At 28.4% G+C, this 15829-nt stretch carries 18 protein-coding genes; 17 read left to right on the forward strand and 1 reads right to left on the reverse strand.

Going from position 1 to position 15829, the window contains the following annotated elements:
* Positions 1 to 32 precede the first annotated feature (32 nt).
* From pflB to BN2409_RS11700, 15 genes are all read left to right on the forward strand, one after another.
* Positions 33 to 2264, forward strand: a complete 2232-nt coding sequence (gene pflB, locus BN2409_RS11630) for a formate C-acetyltransferase (RefSeq protein WP_053957728.1) — start codon at positions 33 to 35, stop codon at positions 2262 to 2264.
* On the forward strand, positions 2265 to 2966 hold the full coding sequence (gene pflA / locus BN2409_RS11635; protein WP_053956799.1) for a pyruvate formate-lyase-activating protein: 702 nt from the start codon (positions 2265 to 2267) through the stop codon (positions 2964 to 2966).
* 113 nt (positions 2967 to 3079) lie between these two features.
* The gene (locus BN2409_RS11640) at positions 3080 to 4087 is read left to right on the forward strand and encodes a copper amine oxidase N-terminal domain-containing protein (RefSeq protein ID WP_053956800.1); all 1008 of its coding nucleotides are present in this window, start codon (positions 3080 to 3082) and stop codon (positions 4085 to 4087) included.
* A 156-nt stretch (positions 4088 to 4243) separates the two neighbouring features.
* Positions 4244 to 4966 carry a YebC/PmpR family DNA-binding transcriptional regulator gene (locus tag BN2409_RS11645; protein ID WP_053956801.1) on the forward strand — a complete coding sequence of 241 codons (723 nt, stop codon included), beginning with the start codon at positions 4244 to 4246 and terminating at the stop codon, positions 4964 to 4966.
* A 119-nt stretch (positions 4967 to 5085) separates the two neighbouring features.
* Positions 5086 to 6003: a tyrosine-type recombinase/integrase gene (locus tag BN2409_RS11650; protein WP_053956802.1), complete on the forward strand. Its 918-nt coding sequence runs from the start codon at positions 5086 to 5088 to the stop codon at positions 6001 to 6003.
* Positions 6003 to 6701: a hypothetical protein gene (locus BN2409_RS11655; RefSeq protein ID WP_053956803.1), complete on the forward strand. Its 699-nt coding sequence runs from the start codon at positions 6003 to 6005 to the stop codon at positions 6699 to 6701. Before BN2409_RS11650 ends, BN2409_RS11655 begins: the two co-directional genes overlap by 1 nt.
* A gap of 418 nt (positions 6702 to 7119) precedes the next feature.
* Positions 7120 to 7368 carry a hypothetical protein gene (locus BN2409_RS11660; RefSeq protein WP_053956804.1) on the forward strand — a complete coding sequence of 83 codons (249 nt, stop codon included), beginning with the start codon at positions 7120 to 7122 and terminating at the stop codon, positions 7366 to 7368.
* 117 nt (positions 7369 to 7485) lie between these two features.
* Positions 7486 to 7692: a helix-turn-helix transcriptional regulator gene (locus BN2409_RS11665; protein ID WP_053956805.1), complete on the forward strand. Its 207-nt coding sequence runs from the start codon at positions 7486 to 7488 to the stop codon at positions 7690 to 7692.
* A gap of 305 nt (positions 7693 to 7997) precedes the next feature.
* Positions 7998 to 8441: a hypothetical protein gene (locus tag BN2409_RS11670; protein ID WP_053956806.1), complete on the forward strand. Its 444-nt coding sequence runs from the start codon at positions 7998 to 8000 to the stop codon at positions 8439 to 8441.
* The gene (locus tag BN2409_RS11675) at positions 8441 to 9709 is read left to right on the forward strand and encodes an FtsK/SpoIIIE domain-containing protein (protein ID WP_053956807.1); all 1269 of its coding nucleotides are present in this window, start codon (positions 8441 to 8443) and stop codon (positions 9707 to 9709) included. Before BN2409_RS11670 ends, BN2409_RS11675 begins: the two co-directional genes overlap by 1 nt.
* Positions 9703 to 10263: a hypothetical protein gene (locus tag BN2409_RS11680; protein WP_053956808.1), complete on the forward strand. Its 561-nt coding sequence runs from the start codon at positions 9703 to 9705 to the stop codon at positions 10261 to 10263. The genes BN2409_RS11675 and BN2409_RS11680 overlap by 7 nt, the downstream gene beginning before the upstream one ends.
* A gap of 87 nt (positions 10264 to 10350) precedes the next feature.
* On the forward strand, positions 10351 to 10677 hold the full coding sequence (locus BN2409_RS11685; RefSeq protein WP_053956809.1) for a hypothetical protein: 327 nt from the start codon (positions 10351 to 10353) through the stop codon (positions 10675 to 10677).
* Between the two features lies 1 nt (position 10678).
* A complete protein-coding gene (locus BN2409_RS11690; protein WP_053956810.1) occupies positions 10679 to 11257 on the forward strand; it encodes a hypothetical protein in 579 nt (192 codons plus the stop codon).
* Between the two features lie 233 nt (positions 11258 to 11490).
* Entirely contained in the window at positions 11491 to 11697 is a 207-nt protein-coding gene (locus BN2409_RS11695; RefSeq protein WP_053956811.1) for a hypothetical protein, read from the forward strand.
* 184 nt (positions 11698 to 11881) lie between these two features.
* Entirely contained in the window at positions 11882 to 13132 is a 1251-nt protein-coding gene (locus BN2409_RS11700) for a hypothetical protein (protein WP_053956812.1), read from the forward strand.
* 996 nt (positions 13133 to 14128) lie between these two features.
* Here BN2409_RS11700 and BN2409_RS11705 read toward each other — a convergent pair.
* The gene (locus tag BN2409_RS11705; protein ID WP_053956813.1) at positions 14129 to 14353 is read right to left on the reverse strand and encodes a helix-turn-helix domain-containing protein; all 225 of its coding nucleotides are present in this window, start codon (positions 14351 to 14353) and stop codon (positions 14129 to 14131) included.
* A gap of 249 nt (positions 14354 to 14602) precedes the next feature.
* On the opposite strand from BN2409_RS11705, the gene BN2409_RS11710 reads away from it, so the two are divergent.
* Both BN2409_RS11710 and BN2409_RS11715 read left to right on the forward strand, forming a co-directional pair.
* Positions 14603 to 14989, forward strand: a complete 387-nt coding sequence (locus BN2409_RS11710; protein WP_053956814.1) for a hypothetical protein — start codon at positions 14603 to 14605, stop codon at positions 14987 to 14989.
* Between the two features lie 117 nt (positions 14990 to 15106).
* A complete protein-coding gene (locus tag BN2409_RS11715) occupies positions 15107 to 15826 on the forward strand; it encodes a helix-turn-helix domain-containing protein (protein ID WP_053956815.1) in 720 nt (239 codons plus the stop codon).
* The last annotated feature ends 3 nt before the right edge of the window (positions 15827 to 15829 follow it).

Below are 15829 nucleotides of genomic sequence, written 5' to 3' on the forward strand. Positions count from 1 at the left end.
ATACAAAAATAGTCAAGGAGGGGTTTTTTATGATGAAAAGAGAATGGGTAGGATTTGAAGAAGGAAATTGGACAAAACAAGTAGATGTAAGAAGCTTTATACAAAAAAATTATATGCTTTATGAAGGAGATGAAAGTTTTTTACAAAAGCCTACTTCAAAGACTTTAAGAGTATGGGAAAAGTGTGAGGTACTTCTAAAAGAGGAGCTTGAAAAGGGGATTTTAGGAGTAGACCTTCATCATATTTCAGGAATAGACAATTTTAAAAAAGGTTATATAGATAAAGAAAATGAAGTTATTGTAGGACTACAAACAGATGAGCCTCTAAAGAGAATGATTAATCCTTTTGGGGGAATCAGAATGGTTAAAGGTGCATTAGATGATTACGGATATAAAATGGATGAACAAATGGATTACTTCTTTGAAAATGGAATGAGAACTCATAATGAAGGAGTATTTGATGTATATACACAAGATATGAGAAATGCTAGGAGTGCAGGTCTTTTGACAGGTCTTCCTGATGCTTATGGAAGAGGACGGGTTATAGGAGATTATAGAAGAATTTCTTTATATGGAATTGACTTTTTAATAGAAGATAAGAAGAAGGATTACGATGATTTAATAGGGCCTATGAGCGAAGAGATCATTAGAAAAAGAGAAGAAGTAGCAAAACAGATCAATGCACTTAAAAAGATAAAAAATATGGCTTTAAGTTATGGAATAGATATTTCAAATCCTGCAAAAAATGCCAAAGAAGCAGTACAGTTTTTATATTTTGGATATTTAGCAGGCGTTAAGGAAAACAATGGAGCGGCTATGTCTTTGGGAAGGACAAGTACATTTATAGATATTTATATCAAAAGAGATCTAGAAAAAGGGATTCTTACAGAGAATGAGGCACAAGAGATTATTGACCAATTTGTAATCAAATTAAGAATGGTAAGACACCTTAGAACTCCTGAGTACAATGAATTGTTTGCAGGAGATCCAAACTGGATCACAGAAGCAATAGGAGGTATGGGGTTAGATGGAAGAACTTTAGTTACAAAAACTTCTTTTAGAATACTTCATACTTTGACCAATCTAAATCCAGCGCCTGAACCTAATATGACAGTACTATGGTCAGAGAATTTGCCAGAAGGCTTCAAAAAATATTGCACAAAAATGTCTATTCAAACAGGCTCTATTCAATATGAAAATGATGATTTGATGAGACCAATTTATGGAGATGATTATGGAATTGCATGCTGTGTATCTGCTATGAGAATGGGAAAAGAAATGCAATTCTTTGGGGCAAGATGTAATTTAGCAAAAGCTCTTTTGTATGCTATTAATGGTGGTGTAGATGAAAAAAAGAAAACTTTAGTTGTACCTAATATTGATCCTATTGAAGATAAGATACTATCTTTTGAAAAAACAAAAGAAAATTATTTTAAAGTATTGTCTTATGTAGCCAATTTATATGTAAATACTATGAATATTATTCATTTTATGCATGATAAATATGCTTATGAGGCTGCTTTAATGAGTTTGCATGATACAGAGGTACATCCATTTATGGCATTTGGAGTAGCAGGACTTTCTGTAGTAGCAGATTCATTAAGTGCTATTAAATATGCAAAAGTAAAACCTATTCGAAAAGATCATATTGCAGTAGATTTTCAAATAGAAGGGGATTTTCCTAAGTATGGAAATGATGAGGATCAAGTAGATGAATTAGCTATAGAAGTTTTAAAATATTTTTCAGGAGAACTTAAAAAACATCAAACATATAAGAATGCAGAACATACTTTATCTGTTCTTACCATTACTTCAAATGTAGTATATGGACAAAAAACAGGAGCAACTCCAGATGGAAGAAAAGCTGGAGAGGCTTTTGCACCAGGGGCAAATCCTATGCATGGAAGAGATCAAAGGGGAGCGTTGGCATCATTAAATTCTGTAGCAAAGATTCCATATGAAGAAATATGTCAAGATGGAGTTTCTAATACTTTTACTATTGTTCCAGAAGCTTTAGGATCAAATGAAGAAGATAGAGAGAGGAATTTGGTACAAATTATGGATGGATATTTTTCACAAGGTGCACACCATTTAAATGTAAATGTACTAAACAGAGAGACTTTGTTAGATGCAATGGATCATCCAGAAAAATATCCGACTTTGACCATAAGAGTATCTGGATATGCAGTTCATTTTAATAGATTAACAAGAAAACAACAGCTTGAAGTTATAGCAAGAACTTTTCATGAAAGCATGGTAGGATAAATGGGAAGAATTCATTCTTATGAAAGTATGGGGCTAGTAGATGGCCCTGGTATAAGATTTGTTGTATTTTTTCAAGGATGTACTTTAAGATGTATGTATTGTCATAATCCAGATACATGGGATTTTAAAAAAGGAATAGAAATTAGTCCAAAAGATTTATTCACAAAAGTATTAAGATATAAACCTTATTTTGGAAAAACAGGAGGGGTAACTTGTTCAGGAGGGGAGCCCCTTATGCAGCCAGATTTTTTAATGGAATTTTTTAAGCTTTGTAAAGAACATAATATTCATACAGTACTGGATACAGCAGGTGTAGGAGTAGGAAACTATGAAGAAATCCTCTCTTATACAGACTTGATTTTATTAGATATCAAGCATGTTACAAAATATGGGTATGAAAAAATTACAGGAAAAGATATGAATGCTTTTCAAGAATTCTTTAAAATAGTATGTAAGAAAAATATTCCTATGTGGATGAGGCAAGTGATTGTTCCTGAAATTACAGATACCTATAAATATTTAGATGAGCTTAAAAGTTTTGTGAAAGAAATTCCTAATGTAGAAAAGATAGAGCTTTTGCCTTATCATAAGTTAGGTGTAAATAAATATAAAGAGATGAATATTCCTTATAAGCTTGATCATATTGATGCTATGTCTCCAGAAAAAATGATAGAGGTAAAGAAATATTTTTATGATGTATAATTAAAAGCTGCTTTGAAAAAAGCAGCTTTTAAATTTTTAGTATAACGTGGAACTTTTTTTTATAATGAGCGTCTAATCATGTGTAACACAAAACAAAAAGGAGAGATGACGTTATGAAATCAAAAAAATTACTTGCAGGATGTTTATCAGTTGGTATTTTGTCCCTTGCATCTGTTACGGGGTTTGCTGCTAATATAGAAAATATAAAACCAATTAATGATGTAGGACAAATTAAGAACATTATGCCTATACATGCTGATTTAAATGCAAAAGCACAATCGTATTTTAATTCTTTTACTGGAGTTGTAAAAGAAATAAGAGATTTAGAAAATCGTAAAGCTATTATGATAGAAAATAAAGATGGATCATTAGGCAATATGATTGTATCTGAGGATACGTATATTGTAGATGATAAGAAAATTGAAGTAGGAGCTACGATCACTGGATTTTATAAAGCTAATGCACCAATGATTATGATTTATCCCCCACAATACAATGCAGAAGTGATTGTTGTGAATGATCAAGAACAAAACTTAAAGGTAGATGAATTTGATAAAGATTTAATAAGTGCAGACTATTCATTGAAATTAAATATTTCTAAGGATACTAAAATCATTACACAAGATGAGAAAGAGTTTACAGGAGATCTACAAAACAGAAAACTTATAGTATTTTATGATATATCTACAAGAAGTATCCCAGCACAAACAACGCCAACAAAAATAATTGTATTGTTTGAAAAAGCAGTTACTCTTCCAGAGGATATTTCTACTATGGACATTATTGTGAACAATGAAAAAATAGAGGCGCCTATACCTTATACCGATGAGCAAGGTATGGTGATGGTTCCAGTAGCTGCAATTTCTAAAGCATTAGGATATGATTTAGTGTGGAATGAAGAGTCACAAAGCGTTATGATAGGAAAAGGCATTTCTTTAACAATAGGAAAAGATCAATATAACTACATGAAAACAGCACCTATAGAGTTAGGAACAGCACCAACAATAGTAAAGGGAAGAACCTATGTTCCTCTAAGCTTTTTTAAAAAAGTAATTCCTATGAATAATGCATATGTACTTGAGTCTCAAATTATAATAGATAATGAAGAAATCATGGATTGATTTACTTAAAATATATTAATATTTTATAAGAAGTACCTGTATATAAATATAGGTGCTTTTTGTATTCATTTTTGTTGGATTATTTACTATTTTTTTTTAATATGATAAAATAAACATTGGAATTTCGTCATGTATGACTAAGGAGATGAATAAAACATGGGAAGACACGGAACGATTGCCAATAGAAAAAGCAAGCAAGATGCAAAAAGAGCACAAATCTTTACAAAGTATGCACGTCTAATTACTGTTGCAGCAAAAGAAGGAGGAGCAGATCCAGAATATAATGCAAATCTTAAAAATGCAATAGATAAAGCAAAATCCATTAATATGCCCAATGATAATATCACAAGAGCTATCAAAAAAGGTGCAGGCGCAGGAGCTGGAGAGGACTTTGAAAGAATTACTTATGAAGGATATGGAATCAATGGAATTGCAGTAATTGTTGAAGTTCTTACGGACAATAGAAATAGAGCAGGAAGCAACATTAGATACTATTTTGATAAAAATGGTGGAAATCTAGGAACCCCTGGATGTGTAGGATATATGTTTGATAGAAAAGGTCAAATACTTATAGAGAAAAAAGATGAGTACAATGAAGATGAAATCATGGAAGCAGCATTAGAAGCAGGAGCTGAGGATTTTATTTCAGATGATGAAGAAATTTATGAAATTCTTACAGCACCAGAAGATTTTTATGAAGTCAAAGAAGCTTTAATGCAAAAGGGATATGAATTATTAGAATCAGATGTAAATATGATTCCACAAACTATGGTAGAGCTTACTGATGAAGCACAAATCAAAGCTATGAATAAAATTATTGATATGCTTGAAGAAGATGATGACGTACAAAACGTTTACCACAACTGGGATATGGAATAAACGTTGATATTTGAACGGTTATAGACGTTTTGGACATATAGCATACTTCATGTCATGTGATTAATGATGAACACACCTTTTATTTAGTTAACTAAAAAACTAAGGAAGGTGTGTTTTTTATGTTAATAGAAATTGAAGATTTTTTACTAGATTGTGAAGCGAAAGGATTAACTAAAAAGACATTAAAAAGTTATAGAAATAATACTTTGTTTTTTCTTAATTACTGCAACGAAGAATTTGGAATTGAGAAAGTAAGCAGAATTAAATCTGTGCATGTAAAAAAATTTATATCTGAAAAATTAGAGAATGAACAAAGCACAAGATATGTCAATACAATCATCAAGACATTAAGATCCTTTTTTAAATTTTGTGAAGAAGAGGAATATGTAGTAAATAACATAATTGACAAAGTATCTAATGTAAAAGATACAAAAAAAGTAATAGAAACTTTTAATGAAGAAGAAGTAAAAAAAATGTTAGAAGTATACAAACATGATAATTATTTAAACTCTCGTAATAGATGTATTTTGGCTACCTTTTTCGATACAGGTATAAGAAATACTGAATGTTGCAATATACAAAATGATCATATTCAAGATGATAGAATTTACATCTATGGTAAAGGAAAAAAAGAACGTTTTGCATCAATGTCAATAAAACTTAAAAAAGAAATGAAAAAATATGATAAGTGGAAAAAAATATATTTCATGGGAAAAGAATTAGAATATAATAATTATTTTCTAAGTAGAACAGGAAGACCTTTAACTGTAGAGGCTATGGAAAGGATTTTTACAATAGCAGGAAAAAAAGCTAATGTAAGAAAACAAATAAGATGTTCACCTCACACAGCCAGACATTTTTGGGCATGTCAAATGCTTAAATTTAATAATATTATGACAATTTCTAAACTTCTCGGACACTCAGATTTAAAAGTGACGCAAATTTACTTACAAAGTTTATCACAAGACGAAATAATAAAAGATGGTGGTATAAATAGTCCCCTTGTTACTTTAAACAAGAAAGGGGGCAGAAAATAATGTACACCTCAATAGATAATACTGTACTCGATAAACTAGCAGGTCTAGAAATAACCTGCTACATAGCAATCAAGAAATTTGTTAATTTTAGAACTCAAATTGCAAAAGTAGGAGTTAGACGTATTTCAGAAGAAATGGGAGTATCTAAAAATACTGCCCTCAAATATATAAATAAGTTAGTAGAGAAAAAAGTTATTATAAAACGTACTAATTATAATCCAATTAAAAAAGCATTCGATATAAACCAATATTTTTTTACACACCTAGTTCAAAAAAATAATGAATCTAGTCAAGCAGGTGAGCCGAAACTATCTAATACTGATAAGAGTGTGATTGTAGAGAAAACTATAGACGTAGAATCTATTAAGAAACAACTAGAAGAAAAGTATTCTATAGATATAGTTAAAAAAGCCGTACAATGCTTAAAGAAAGCCGTAAAACATGGGACTATAGTAAATAACCTTAAATCATATTTAAACACGTTATGTATCAATATAAAAGCACAATTACAGTTAATTGCTAGTGTAGCAAACGACAATAGTAATGTCCAAGGTGGTCACTACCCACCTCAATCTCAACAAAAGAAAAAATCTACTGCCGCAAACAGTAGATTCTCTAAAAATAACAAATTTCATAACTTTTTCCAACGTACATCTTTATATTCCAAAGAGGAACTAGAAAAGATGTTGTTAAAATAATTTTATCAAAGTTAGTGAATTTTTCAAGGGTATTTAAAAACTTTTTCAAAAAGTATATTGAAAAGGTGTATTTAGTGTACTCAAAATTAAGTAATAGGGTGTGTTTTTGTCTTGGATAAGGTGTGAACTTGTCGTTAATAAAAAATTAAATCAATGATGATAGTGTCTTATTTATTCATCTAAAATGACTCTATGAGGATTTTAAGCCACTTTATTTCTATCCATTGGTCGTAAAAAAATATCCATAGACAATATGATTGATCTTTTAGATTTATTGCACGAAGAAAAGAAAAAATTATTAAACTATTTGCAAAGTATAAAAGGATAGTGGGAAAATCTCCTGCTATCCTTTTTTTTTCTTTTTGTTTATTATGTATACTTGATATTTTGTCCTCATATATTTCAATGAGGTGATGATATGGATGAAAAAGAAGTTAAAAATATAGCAAAAGAAGTGATAAACATTTATTTAGATGAAAAGGATAGTAGGATACAAAAGAAGATAGAAGAAAAAATAAAACAAGATCAGGCTAAAAGCAAAGAAGCTGAATTGCAGAAATTAAGTCAAAAGAAATTTAGAAGGAAAATGGATATTATAACTGTAGTAGGAATAGTTGGATTGATTTTATATGCTATAAAAGCATTTGATTTAGCAAGTATTTTTTAATTTAAAAAGGATTATCCTCATAAATGTAAAATTATTAATATTATTACAAGTATTACACTATTTGATGTAAAATGTATTAAAATTATTACAAAAGACAAAACAGGGGGATAATTAATTATGGGAGTAAAGAATAAATTAAAGGAGATCAGACTAAAAGAACATTTAATGGATAATAAAAGCGAATTTGCTAAAATGATCGGAGTTAATATTCAAACCTATACAAAATGGGAAAATGGTGATACAGTACCACCCATAGAACGAGCATTAAAAGTATCGGAAAAATTAAATAAAACTGTAAATGATATATGGTACTTAGAAAAGTGAGTATCATATTTTTTTGCTTTTATTTATCACAAAATGATAAAACAATATATTGTACAAGCAATTTTTATCATATTCAGCATATATTAATAGTATAAAAGACAATCACATTGTAACTCTTTTAAACGATCACTTTTACATGAACTCCTAACGAAAGGATAAATGTGGATTTTCCAATGTTTTGAGATGCTAAAAACAACGATATAAGAAGGTAGGCGGCAGAAAATGTAGGGGGAGAGAGGGAAAGAAGGAGACAAAAAAGAGTATAGTCTTGGCGATTGTCTTATATGCCAAAAGGGGGATTTGAAATGAAAAGAATGTTTATTGCTAGTATTATTGCTTTTAGTATTACAACGCATTGTGTATATGCTTACGAAGCGAAAGAACCTATTACTATACTTACAATTTTGCAATATACAAAAGATAGTGAACAAAATATTGAAAATTATCTTTCAGGAAAGTTACCAGAGTGGATGATTACTCCTGCAAAACATATAGATGTATTTCATGAAGCAGATAAAATTATTAATAGATCGGCTAAATTTATCAATAAAAAATGTCCTAATCTGGCAAATAACATTATAGAAAAATTAGATGATGAACAAACAGCATACAAGCAACAAAACAAAGATATTAATTTTACACGAAAGAATCAGATTTTAAGCGATAAAGTTGAAAGGAAATTAGAAGATATTCAAAAAGAAACAGATCACCTAAAGGCATATGTCAGATTTTTTAGAGGTGAAAAATAATGAATAAAGAAATGAATCCAGAAAATTCATTGCTAGTTGCAGGAACAGGAAGTATTATTGTAGGTGCTATGTGTAGTGCTTTTGTAGCAAATCCATTATATGCAGATGCTTTATATTCAGCAGGGATTGGGAGTATTGTATGTAATTTTATTAGCAATAGAAAAAGTGAATATACTAATCTGTTTGAGAATTTAGGTTTGTGTAATAAAGATGGGTCATATCCAATCAAGCTAAGTAAAAAAGATACTTCATATGGGCATGAATTAAGATTTAGTATACCTATAGGATTATCATTAGATGATTTTGAAAAGCATCAAAAAGCAATAGAATCATTTTTAAAACATAGGGTAAAGATTGGATATGATAACGGAAAAAATGCAGTTATTAAAGTATTTGAGAATGAATTAAAGAAGATGTATCCTTATGAAAATATTGAAACTAAACCATATATAGTACCTTTGGGGTATGGATTTGGAGAAAAATTGATTACCTTAGACTTAAGGAAAGCGATTCATATTTTAATTGCATCTGAAACAGGTGGAGGGAAATCTTCTGTATTAAGATTATTACTTACTTATTTGGTCAAAAAAACTAATGCAAAGGTACATTTAATAGACCTTAAAGGAGGGGTTGAGGGTAGACTATTTCAGCAATATGTTAAAACTTTTGTAAAGGATATAGAGAATGCTGAAATGCTTATATACAAGATCAAAGAAGAAGTTGAGAGAAGATATGATTTATTATTCAAATCAAATTGTGTAGATATAGATGAGTATAACCGTAAACATAAGGAGAATCAATTATCAAGGGAATTTTTAATAATAGATGAGTTTTCTGTATTAGGAAATGATAAAGATACAAAAGATTTAATCAAAGTAATTGAAGATTTGGGAGCTTTGGCAAGAGCTTCAGGAATACATTTAATATTATGTACTCAAAGACCAGATGCTAAGATATTAAGTCCACGTATTAAGGCAAACTGTCCAACTGTGATTGGCTTAAAAACTAGAGATAATGTAAATAGCAGAATTATAGGTATTGAAGGATTAGAAAAATTACGAGGTAATGGTCATTCAATACTTCAGTTTGAAGGAAAGGATACAGAATTACAATTTATGTTTTTAGATGCAGATCAAGCAAGAAACATTTTAAAGGATAAATTCAAGAAAAGTAAGGATAAAAAAGCTGTATTTATTCCTAAACAAAATGTAAAAGTTGAAGAAGATGATTTAAATTTAGAAATATTTAAGGATGATTTATTATGCTGACTAAAAGGGACAAAGAAATAACCAACTTTATAACTGCTTTTAAGGTTGCAAATACATCTACTATAAAACGATTATTCTTTAGTAATCTTAGAACAGCACAAATAAGGTTAAAATGGCTACATGACAATAAAGTTATCAAGAGATCCCGTGAATATGTAATAAAGGAGTATATTTATTATCTAAAAAAGCCTAAGCAATTTCAACATAAGTTACTATTAAGTGATTTTTATAACCGATTAAATCAAATGGTAGATATAAAACATTTTGTAGTCGAGAAAGCTGTAGGCTCAATTATTCCAGATGCAATAATGGCATATGAATATAAAGGTAATAAATATATAGGGTGTATTGAAATAGAGATATCCAACAATCCAATATCAAAGAAAATAGATGCCTATAGAAAATTCTATAAGACAGGACAGTATAAAAAGTATTTTAATACTATGCCAACTTTAATATTGGTTACAGATAAGAAAGTACCAAAAGTAGAAGAATTTAGAGTAATACAAATACATGAGAACTTTAGTAACATAGATATTATATGCAGGAGATAACTCCTGCTTTATTTTACATAAACGACAGTGTTTTACAAAATATTCTATATAAATAAGGTATAATTTGTATTTGGGGAGGGGTTATTTATGAATATATTTTTTGACTACATCTTCAGTAATGGTAAAAAATTAGCAGGTATTTTCTATTCGATAAGTGCAATTTTTATATGTACTGGATTTTATAAGATGTTTTGTTACGATAGTGGTGAGAGCTATACTAAAGACCCTGTAAATGCATATGTGGGTGGAGATGCCTACAATTATATTATCAACAGCAATTATGCGACTGGATATTTTGTACTGGCGTTATCATTTACTATTTTGGGATCTACAGCGTTAATAATAGAAAGCCTTAATAAATTAAATAAAAATAAAACATCTGAATCTGAAATAGAAGAATTAAAGGAGGATTAAAGTGAATATAAAGGCAAAGTTTAAAGAAAATAAAATACTTGCAATAGGTGGTATTTTAGTATTGATTTTTATTATTGGATATGCAATAGTTAAACCTCCAGTAGCAGAAGACGTATTTCAGAAAATAAAAAATTATGAAAATGATGATATAATGGCTTATTTGGATGAAGTTTATCCTGAAGACGGTGGATTCTTAGGTTTATTTACAGAAAAAAATATAGAGAATAAGGGGAAGGTTTTGTCCTTATGTATAGAAAAAATTAATCAAGATTTTGAAAATGAATATGGCAGGAGTATATCAGATTATGAAAATGTAAAAATAACAAATGTAGATATTGTTTCAAAGGATTATTCGAGTGATTATGTGGATATCAATGTTACTGTAAACAATGGAGGAGAGACATCGGTAAGCTATATAAAAATAAATTTATATTATAAAAATGAAAATGAAGAAGTTGTCAAAAGTGAATGGACAAATGATAACTCGGATATAAAACCAGGTGCTAGTCAAGTGTTAACGAAAATGACTAAGCGTGAAGGTTGGAAATCTGTATCAGCGGAAATAGCTGAGATAAGATAGCAAAATCCACAAAACAGGCTCAAATTTAATTTAAAATAGTTGAGAGATACTATTTATCCTATTCCAAAATTAAACGTCTTAAAATCCTCGTAGGGTAATTTAATTGATAGTTAACGACAATAGCACACTTTGTTGAAAAAAATGATACTCAACTATTTAAAGGTCGTAAAAAACTATCTATTTAAAATATGTAAAAAGTATATCCTTTTCGTCAATAATTACACTAAAAAAGGATGTATTTCAGGACATATGAAAAAGCTGTTATTCTAAATGAATTAAATGAAATTATGCAACGAGAGCAAAATGCAAATCAGTATTTATTTATAAATAAATGTGAAATATTAGATGTACAAATTGACAATATGATTGATCTTTTAGATTTATTGCACGAAGAAAAGAAAGAATTATTAAATTATTTACAAAGTGTTAATGAAGGATAGTAGGATTAATCTCTTGCTATCCTTTCTTTCTAAATATAGTTTCATTGCAACAAAAGTATAAAAGATCAAAATTTGGTACATTCATCCATGAAATTATGATATATTTTATAATAGATAGGGTTTATAAATTTCATAATATTATTTTTTGAAAAATAAAATCATTATAAATAGGAGGAAAAATTACATGAATTTTTATTTAACAGAGTATGGGTTAGTTATATGCATTACTTGTTTAATTTTAGGAATTATACCTGCATTTATAGCTCAATCAAAAGGTAGAGATTTTAAAATATGGTATTTATACGGAGCTTTTTTATTTTTCTTTGCTATGATACATGCAATAATATTGCCTGAATCTAAAGAAAAATCGATGAAAACTGTCATGAATTGGAGAAAATTGAAAACAAAAATAAGAGATAATGATATTACTTGTCCTGTTGAAGCTGATAGTTTAAAAATTGAAATTAATGAAAATACAAATATATTATATTGTTCAATCAAGTTTTTTAATTTATCAGCAAAAATAATCAGTTCTATAAAAGGTACTTTTGAATGTTTCAATTCCTTTGGAGAACCTGTAAATGGATTAGAAAATAATAAAAAAAACTTTACTATACAAGATGAATTAGGATATCCTAAAACATATTTTGGAGAAAATAAAAAAATACCTCTCCCAAATTACACAGACACACGACAAATAAAAGTAACGATAGATAAGATTCTATTTAAAGACAATTCTATTTGGGAAAAACAATATTATGAAAAAGAAGATATGATTAATATAAAAACATTATCAGAAGAAGAATTAGAAAATTTAAAACTTGTTGCAGGAAATGATTCAAAATGCTATCCAAAAGAAAATGAAAAATTTTGGGTTTGTGTTTGTGGTATAGTTAACAGAAAAAATTATATGAAGTGCATCGGTTGTGACAGAAAAAAAGAATATGTATTTCAAAATTATGCAAATACAAATAAGTTAATTGAATTAGCTGAATTAGCTGAATTAGCTAAAGCAAATAAAAAAAACGAAGAACAAGCAAAAAGAAAAAATAAATTAACTAAAATAGGTTTGGGTATTGCTTCATTAATAGGCATTACCTTATTAATAGGTACTTTTATTCCTTATGAATCAATTATTAATAATATAAGTGAAAAGAAAGCATTAAAGCAAATAGAAACTATGAGTGAAGAAGAAATATTAGAACAAGTAGAGATAATTGAAACTTATGATAGTGGTCTTATAAAAATAAAATTCAATAATAAGTATGGGGTAATGAATGAAATGAAAGATGTATTAATAGCACCTATATATAAAGAACTACACTATTCAATATTATCTGATAAAGGAGGGGATTACTATTGTTTTAGCGACGAAAAATATAATATGATTAAAAAAATAAAAGTTGAAATACTTGAAGAAAATGTAAGTGAATAAATTGGTCAATAGTATTACCTATATTAAATAAGATAAAAATTACAGAACTGCCAATCAAGGCAGTTTTTCATTTTGTAATATTTTACTTGTATAAATTCATTCCAACGGTGGACAAAAATAATTATTAAGGACAAATTTACACCTTTATATGGATATATTATAAAATTCAGCTTTGATTAAGACAAAACCTATCCTAACGGTGGCATTTCTATTAACGTATGCCACTTTAACAATTGTTTTTGTCTCTTTTTGGGTGTGATTTTGTCGTTAATAGCGACTATTATAAATTTTGGGACTGAATATCAATATACATTTGGAACTGAATATCTAGAAAATATAAGCGAAAATATTGGATTTTAGACTAGATTAATAGATATTTCGGACTAGATAATTAAAAAATGGGATTAGATATCAATAAAAATAATAAAATTTTGACTTCAATATCAATATTTTGGGACTAGATATCAATATAATTTGTTATTATCGTATAGTTTTAAGATCAAATTATATAATTTAGTCATTGATACTACAAGCTTTCTTAAAAAAGAAGCTACCATGAAAGATATTACAAATAAAAATTTAGAAAAAATGGTTGACTTTTATATTAGAGAGTGGTAATATTTAACTTGTTGGAAGATAAATACATTATTAGCATAATATTTAAAATATATAATAAATAGTTATTTTATTATTTCGTTCTATCGCAAAGGCGGTAAAACAAGAATACATAAAAAATTAAATTACATCTGAGTAAAGGGAATATGGAACTAAGAATAATGTTTTGAGCATTAATGTCAAAGCGTTATTTTGAGGTCTACTTTAGATGAAATTTTTTATGTGTGTATTCTTGTTTTATCGTCTTTTTTGTTTTTAAGAAAATTAATATTAAAGTGGACAAAAATAGTTATAAGGGGGGGCAAAATTAGTTAGTGAAGGGACAGTTTTAGTTGAACAGGTGGACAAGCTAACAAATTGAATAAAGAGTAGACTTAATATCTACTCCTTAGGTGTGATTTCTAGTATATCATTCATATCATCTATTTCTAATACAGTGCATATTCTACCAACAACTTCATAGTTACAATTTTTTGTTTTATTATACATCCAATTTTTTATATTATTTGCAGATGTACCAGTTTCTTTTTCTAATTTATATAGAGATATGTTTTTATTACCCATTATTTTCCGTATATTTTCCGTTTTCACACGCAATATTTTCATATTAGTTCCCCTCCTATACCTAGTATAAAAGAGCTTAAAATATTTTTCAATAGGGTATTGACGAATAGGTTATTGAACTATATACTAATATTAAACAGGAGGTGAAAATATGTTTTTATCATTTAGTGGAAGTGTAAAGGAACTGAGAGTCTATTTAAAAGCACTAAGAGACTTAGAAAAAATCAAATATATGTAAATGGTTTCCGAGCATGATGATGATTTTCAACGAATGAAAAGGGGGATTTGATAATGGTTAGAACATTGTTTTATTACGAGGATGGACACGAAGTCAGAAACGGTGAAGAATACTATCATCCACATTTCACATTTAGTGCTAAGGAAGCTAAACAAGGTACAACATTTAGAGTCGCTACTATGGAAGATTTGAACAATTCAAGCGGTGTCTATGATGTAGATGAAATGTATGAAGGATTATTTCAAGCATGGAACGAGGAAACTGAATCACCTATGATAGTTAGATTTCAGGAGGTATATGAGTTTGATGATTCAGATAATACCTATGATTTAGTAGATTGTGAATTTAGACAAGCTACTCCGAAGGAAATTCAGAGTTTGAGTTGTGATGAGTGTGTAATTAGAAATGAGTGTAAGAATAGGGTGCAAATTGCATCATAAGAATATGGATAAAAATAAACTTTGTTTAACAAAATAAAAAAATGTAAAACAATATGTTGACAAAATTTAAAAAATATTATAATATATGAATAGAAAGTTAAACAAAGAGGTGGTTCTATGAAAGGGCTTGAATATATCTGCGAAGTATTTGATAAAAAATACAGTGATATTGCTAAGGATTTAGGGATTTCAAGGCAAAACGTAAGTATATGGATAAAAGGAACTAGAAGTATTCCTAAAAAACATTTAAAAACTTTATCTGAAATATTTGATATCCCACCAGAATATTTTGATAAAAAATTAAGTGAAAAAGATAAAAGTTATATTGATAGAAAGAAATTGAAGATTGAAAGAAAAGAAATTGATGAATTGCTTCAAGAAAGTTATGTAGAGTTTGAAGATACAGTTATTGATCCAGCGACTGGAGAAGAAATAACCATAAATAGACCATATTTAGATGAAGGTTTAATATTGCATAGTCAAATAAATCAATTTGATATTAATAAATCTGAAATATTGGAGCAAATAAAAGGAACTCTTCAACCAACAGAAAATAAAGAATTTGGATACCTAGAATTTCCAGACGAAACATTGAAAGTTTATGGACAATTATTGAAAATTATTAATAGCGATAAAGTCGGTATTAATGTATTAAAGTCAGCACTAAGAGCAATTGAACTGACATTTGGAATTACTAAAGGTTTTGATTCTAATAAGTTGACACTAGATTTAATAAAAGTATTGAAATTAGAAAAAGAAAGGATAGAAAAACAAAGAAAGGAAATGGAAGAATTATTTGGAGAATTTACAGATGAAGGTTATAAACTATTTGAATAATAT

The sequence above is a fragment of the Inediibacterium massiliense genome (genome assembly GCF_001282725.1).
In the GTDB taxonomy this organism is placed as follows: domain Bacteria; phylum Bacillota; class Clostridia; order Peptostreptococcales; family Thermotaleaceae; genus Anaerophilus; species Anaerophilus massiliensis.

Excerpts from the sequence above, each read along its gene's own strand:
- BN2409_RS11655 (WP_053956803.1), top strand. The coding sequence starts at position 6,003 with ATGTACACCTCAATAGATAATACTGTACTCGATAAACTAGCAGGTCTA.
- BN2409_RS11650 (WP_053956802.1), top strand. The coding sequence starts at position 5,086 with ATGTTAATAGAAATTGAAGATTTTTTACTAGATTGTGAAGCGAAAGGA.
- BN2409_RS11660 (WP_053956804.1), top strand. The coding sequence starts at position 7,120 with ATGGATGAAAAAGAAGTTAAAAATATAGCAAAAGAAGTGATAAACATT.
- BN2409_RS11640 (WP_053956800.1), top strand. The coding sequence starts at position 3,080 with ATGAAATCAAAAAAATTACTTGCAGGATGTTTATCAGTTGGTATTTTG.
- BN2409_RS11670 (WP_053956806.1), top strand. The coding sequence starts at position 7,998 with ATGAAAAGAATGTTTATTGCTAGTATTATTGCTTTTAGTATTACAACG.
- BN2409_RS11710 (WP_053956814.1), top strand. The coding sequence starts at position 14,603 with ATGGTTAGAACATTGTTTTATTACGAGGATGGACACGAAGTCAGAAAC.
- BN2409_RS11695 (WP_053956811.1), top strand. The coding sequence starts at position 11,491 with ATGTATTTCAGGACATATGAAAAAGCTGTTATTCTAAATGAATTAAAT.
- BN2409_RS11685 (WP_053956809.1), top strand. The coding sequence starts at position 10,351 with ATGAATATATTTTTTGACTACATCTTCAGTAATGGTAAAAAATTAGCA.
- pflB (WP_053957728.1), top strand. The coding sequence starts at position 33 with ATGAAAAGAGAATGGGTAGGATTTGAAGAAGGAAATTGGACAAAACAA.
- BN2409_RS11700 (WP_053956812.1), top strand. The coding sequence starts at position 11,882 with ATGAATTTTTATTTAACAGAGTATGGGTTAGTTATATGCATTACTTGT.
- BN2409_RS11665 (WP_053956805.1), top strand. The coding sequence starts at position 7,486 with ATGGGAGTAAAGAATAAATTAAAGGAGATCAGACTAAAAGAACATTTA.
- BN2409_RS11645 (WP_053956801.1), top strand. The coding sequence starts at position 4,244 with ATGGGAAGACACGGAACGATTGCCAATAGAAAAAGCAAGCAAGATGCA.
- BN2409_RS11680 (WP_053956808.1), top strand. The coding sequence starts at position 9,703 with ATGCTGACTAAAAGGGACAAAGAAATAACCAACTTTATAACTGCTTTT.
- BN2409_RS11705 (WP_053956813.1), bottom strand. The coding sequence starts at position 14,353 with ATGAAAATATTGCGTGTGAAAACGGAAAATATACGGAAAATAATGGGT.
- pflA (WP_053956799.1), top strand. The coding sequence starts at position 2,265 with ATGGGAAGAATTCATTCTTATGAAAGTATGGGGCTAGTAGATGGCCCT.
- BN2409_RS11675 (WP_053956807.1), top strand. The coding sequence starts at position 8,441 with ATGAATAAAGAAATGAATCCAGAAAATTCATTGCTAGTTGCAGGAACA.
- BN2409_RS11715 (WP_053956815.1), top strand. The coding sequence starts at position 15,107 with ATGAAAGGGCTTGAATATATCTGCGAAGTATTTGATAAAAAATACAGT.